A 3,651-nucleotide genomic window follows, 5' to 3' on the forward strand; every position below is an offset into this window, starting at 1 on the left:
CGGCCGAACTCGGCGTCGGCCGAGGCCAAGGCGAACGTCTGCGGCTTGGGCTTCTGCTGTTCGGCCACCTTGAAGAAGCCGCGCGTAAACGCCGGCTTCGGCGTCGGGCCGTTCGGGATCATCGAGAAATATTTCGGATAGTTGAACCGCTCGTTGATGCCGGTACCGAACAGGCTCATGAACAGTTTCTTGTGCTGGATCGCGACCGGCATGGCCGCTGCGATCTGGGTCGAGGCATAGCCGCTGACGATCAGATCGACTTTGTCGACATCGAGCAGCTTGGCGTAGATGCCGGGGACTTGCGACGGACTGCTCTGATCGTCGTAGTAGACGAGCTGGACCGGCCGGCCGAGCAGCCCGCCCTTGGCGTTGATGTCGTCTTCCCACACCTGCATGGCCACCAGCGACATCTTACCGTTGGCGGCGAGCGGACCGGTTAGCGACATGCCAAGACCGATCTTGATCGGTTCGGCAGCGTTGGCCGGAGCCGCGGCGAAAGCGAGCGCCGCGACCGCGGCCGACCATGCCAGACGGCTGATAAGCCGTTGCGGTTTTGTGGACATTTCCATCCCCTCAATTGATGATCGGGATATAGCCTGATCTTTTGATTGACGTTGTTGCGCAGACGAATCCCAAGCGGCTCGACTATGCGCGTTTTCCTGGGCCCCTTGCAAGACAGCCGCGCCGATAGTGGGCGGCATCGCGTTGATCGCGAAGTCTTGATGCGGCTACCACCGCGCTCCGCCGCAGCGCGTCCTAATGCGGGCAGGCGTTCACTTCGATGGTGACGTGCGACAGCCCCGCCAGGCCTTCCAGCCGCCCTTTGTAGACCGACGGCGCTTGCGGGGAATCCGAGACGACGGACGCGATCATGGCTGCATGGCCCGGACCGACCTGCCACAGATGCAGATCGGTCAGGCGGTCGCCGCCGATCTCGATGCGCTCGCGGATGTGTCGCGCCAGCTCCGGATCGGGAACGGTGTCGAGCAGCACGCGGCCGGCCGCGCGGATGAGGCTCAGCGCCCAGGACAAAATCACGATCATACCGACGAGCCCCACCGCCGGATCGATGAAGGTCCAGCCGAACGCCCACGCCGCCGACAGCCCGACTATCGCCAGAACCGAGGTCAGCGCATCGGCCAGCACGTGCACGTAAGCCGCGCGCAAGTTGGAGTCCTGATGATGCCCACGATGATGCGCCTCAGAGGCAGCGTGCTTGCCCGCGGATTGGTCGGCCAAATCATGGGCGTGGTCGTGATCAGAGTCGTGCAGCAGCCAGGCGCTGGCTAGGTTCACGCACAACCCGAGCGCCGCGATCGGGATCGCCTCACGGTAGTGGATCGCGATGGGATGCAGGAGCCGCAGCACCGACTCGTAGCCGATGCCGATCGCGATCATGCCGAGAATGATGGCGCTGGCGAACGCCGCCAGCTCGCCGAACTTGCCGGTGCCCAGCGAAAACCGCGCGTCCTCGGCGTGGCGGCGGGCGAACAGATAGGCAAGCCCGGCGATCGCCAGCGCGGCGACGTGCGTTGCCATGTGCCAGCCGTCGGCAACCAGCGCGAGGGAGCCGAACAGCGTGCCGCCGGTAATCTCGACGACCATCATCAACGCCGTCAGCGCGACCACGCTCCAGGTGCGCCGCTCGTGCTGGTGGTGATGCGCGCCGAGAAAGGCGTGATGATGCGTCCAAGGGGCGACGGAATGCGAATGCATGAGGCACCTCGCTTGCGGCAGCTAAATTCTTCCCACCCTTACCGGCACTCCGAGACCCATTGCCCCTCCAGCGTGTCTTGGGAGTCGATCATGGTTTTGCCGGACACGGTCGCCCGCGTCCGCGTGGTCGCGGTGTAGTGGTGCGGGCTGTCGAAAGTGAACTCTCCCGCCTGCTCCATGTCGAGCTGGCCCCTGCAGGTGACATGCCAGGTCAGCTTTTGACCGCTGACGCTGCGCTCGATCGGGGAGCAGCTGGAATTGTCCGCGCCTAGTGTTGGCGCAAACGTTGTCGCCACGTCGCGCGCCTGATCCTCAGTCAGACAGCGCGAACTCTCATGCGGGGGGCCGATCACGCCGCCGGTCTCGGTACGGCTGATGATTCGCCACCGGCCGGGGGCAACCCCCTCGGCGAAGGCGACCGAGCCGGCCAGCACGACAGCAGCGGCAGTCAAGGCAACACGAAAAAACCGCGGCATCTTTCCCTAGCTTGCCAATTCACTCAACGACTGGGCCCGACTCTGATCCCGGTAGCATATACCCGGCAAATCCTGCCGGGGAGGCCGTGTCATTTCCCTGCTCAAACAAGGAGGTGGGAGCGGCGGCCGGACCGAGGCGGCGGCCGGAACCCGCCAAGAGGAGCTAACAAGAGGAACTAAGCGGCCTTTCACCCGTTATCACGATTGTTCAAGGTTCAGTGAAGTGCGTTTCCAGCGCGAGGGCTCGCACGTACTTAAGTGGAGCTAACCTACCCGTTTACCCCGGCCGCGGCGACTGATCGGCGCAAACCCGGGAGGATGACATGAATCATTCGATGTACAGCGCGGACCGCGGCACGCATTTGAAGATTGTGGTCGTTGGCCTGCTGTGCGCGACGTTGGTTGCGGCAGTTGGCATTTTCGCCCATGTCAGCACGATCGATCTTGGCACCGCACCGCTCGTCAAGGCCGGCCAGCAGACGGCCGTGAGCGGGCATCTTCCCGCGATCCGGTAAACTTCTGCAAGTTCCGATCCGCTTGTCTCCGCGCCGGAAGGTGCACCGTCACGTCTTCGGAGTGGCATTCGTCGGCGGCGGCGTCGCCGGCAGGCTTTCGATCGCTTTGCCGGTGAACAGGACGGGCCCGGTCGGCACCCCGCTTGGCGAGCCGCCGGCGGGCTCGAGCGATACGGCGTATGTCGCCCCCCGCAACGTGTCGACGTTGGTATTGGCTGGAAGCGCGCGTTGCGTGAATTCCTCATTGCCCACAATTCCGAGCGAACGCGGGTTTGGAAACTGCATTGAGATCAACCACAGCTCGTAGCTTCGCCCTGCCTCGGGTGTAGCCGACACCCGCCGTGCGATCAGCGTCCGCTTTTGCGTGTCGAGGGTGAGGAGGAACGCCGGTGCGGTCGGCTCTTGTTGCAGCACCACAACCAGCCGATCCTGGGCCGAGCGTGCCGGTTCCTGGGTTCGCGCGACCGGGCCCGGACCCGCCGGCCGCATCTGCGCCGGAATGAGATCGGGTTTGAACTGCCCCACGGCGATGTAGATCGCGAGCAAAGCGGCGAGCGCGCCGATGCCAAGTGTCATGCCCCGCCAGCGCTTGACCTTGCTCTCCAGTGAGACGACGTCGGCACTGCGTTCGACTTTCCTTGCCGCCGGTCCTGGCGATGACGGTGCGGCCACCGGACCGGTTGGTGCCTGGTCTTGTGTCGCCTTCGTCGGCTCGGTCTCCGGCGGCAAAAGGTCCGCGGCCAGCGTGGCTGCTGTCGGCGGCACCCCCTGCTCCGGCGCCGCGGCTTGCGGCAAGTCTATACCGCTGGGTGTTGCGACGGGGCCGATCTCGATCTTGATCTTCTCCCAGACCCGCGGCGGCGGCTCGACCGCCTCGACCATCACGTTGAGTTCGCCGAGCCGGCGCTCCCACTGGCGCACGGCCGCCTCGAATTGCGGATCGA

5 protein-coding genes are annotated in these 3,651 nt (G+C 64.8%); 1 reads left to right on the forward strand and 4 read right to left on the reverse strand.

The genetic code is table 11. The annotated features are described in order from the left end of the window. The 3 genes from ACLP9N_RS36870 to ACLP9N_RS36880 form a co-directional block, all read right to left on the reverse strand. Positions 1–701, reverse strand: a 701-nt coding sequence (locus ACLP9N_RS36870) for an ABC transporter substrate-binding protein (protein ID WP_442412021.1), incomplete at its 3' end; no start/stop codon positions are given. A gap of 55 nt (positions 702–756) precedes the next feature. After that, complete coding sequence (dmeF, locus tag ACLP9N_RS36875) at positions 757–1,716, reverse strand: CDF family Co(II)/Ni(II) efflux transporter DmeF (protein ID WP_442412022.1); 960 nt, start codon at positions 1,714–1,716, stop codon at positions 757–759. 38 nt (positions 1,717–1,754) lie between these two features. Further along, on the reverse strand, positions 1,755–2,168 hold the full coding sequence (locus ACLP9N_RS36880) for a DUF3617 domain-containing protein (protein ID WP_442412023.1): 414 nt from the start codon (positions 2,166–2,168) through the stop codon (positions 1,755–1,757). 359 nt (positions 2,169–2,527) lie between these two features. Between ACLP9N_RS36880 and ACLP9N_RS36885 the strand changes: the two genes are divergently transcribed. Beyond that, entirely contained in the window at positions 2,528–2,707 is a 180-nt protein-coding gene (locus ACLP9N_RS36885; RefSeq protein ID WP_442412024.1) for a hypothetical protein, read from the forward strand. Positions 2,708–2,755: 48 nt separating this feature from the next. Here ACLP9N_RS36885 and ACLP9N_RS36890 read toward each other — a convergent pair. Continuing rightward, a partial coding sequence (locus ACLP9N_RS36890; RefSeq protein WP_442412025.1) for an anti-sigma factor occupies positions 2,756–3,651 on the reverse strand: 896 nt, incomplete at its 5' end.

The organism is Mycobacterium sp. (genome assembly GCF_052144515.1).
Lineage (GTDB): Bacteria > Actinomycetota > Actinomycetes > Mycobacteriales > Mycobacteriaceae > Mycobacterium.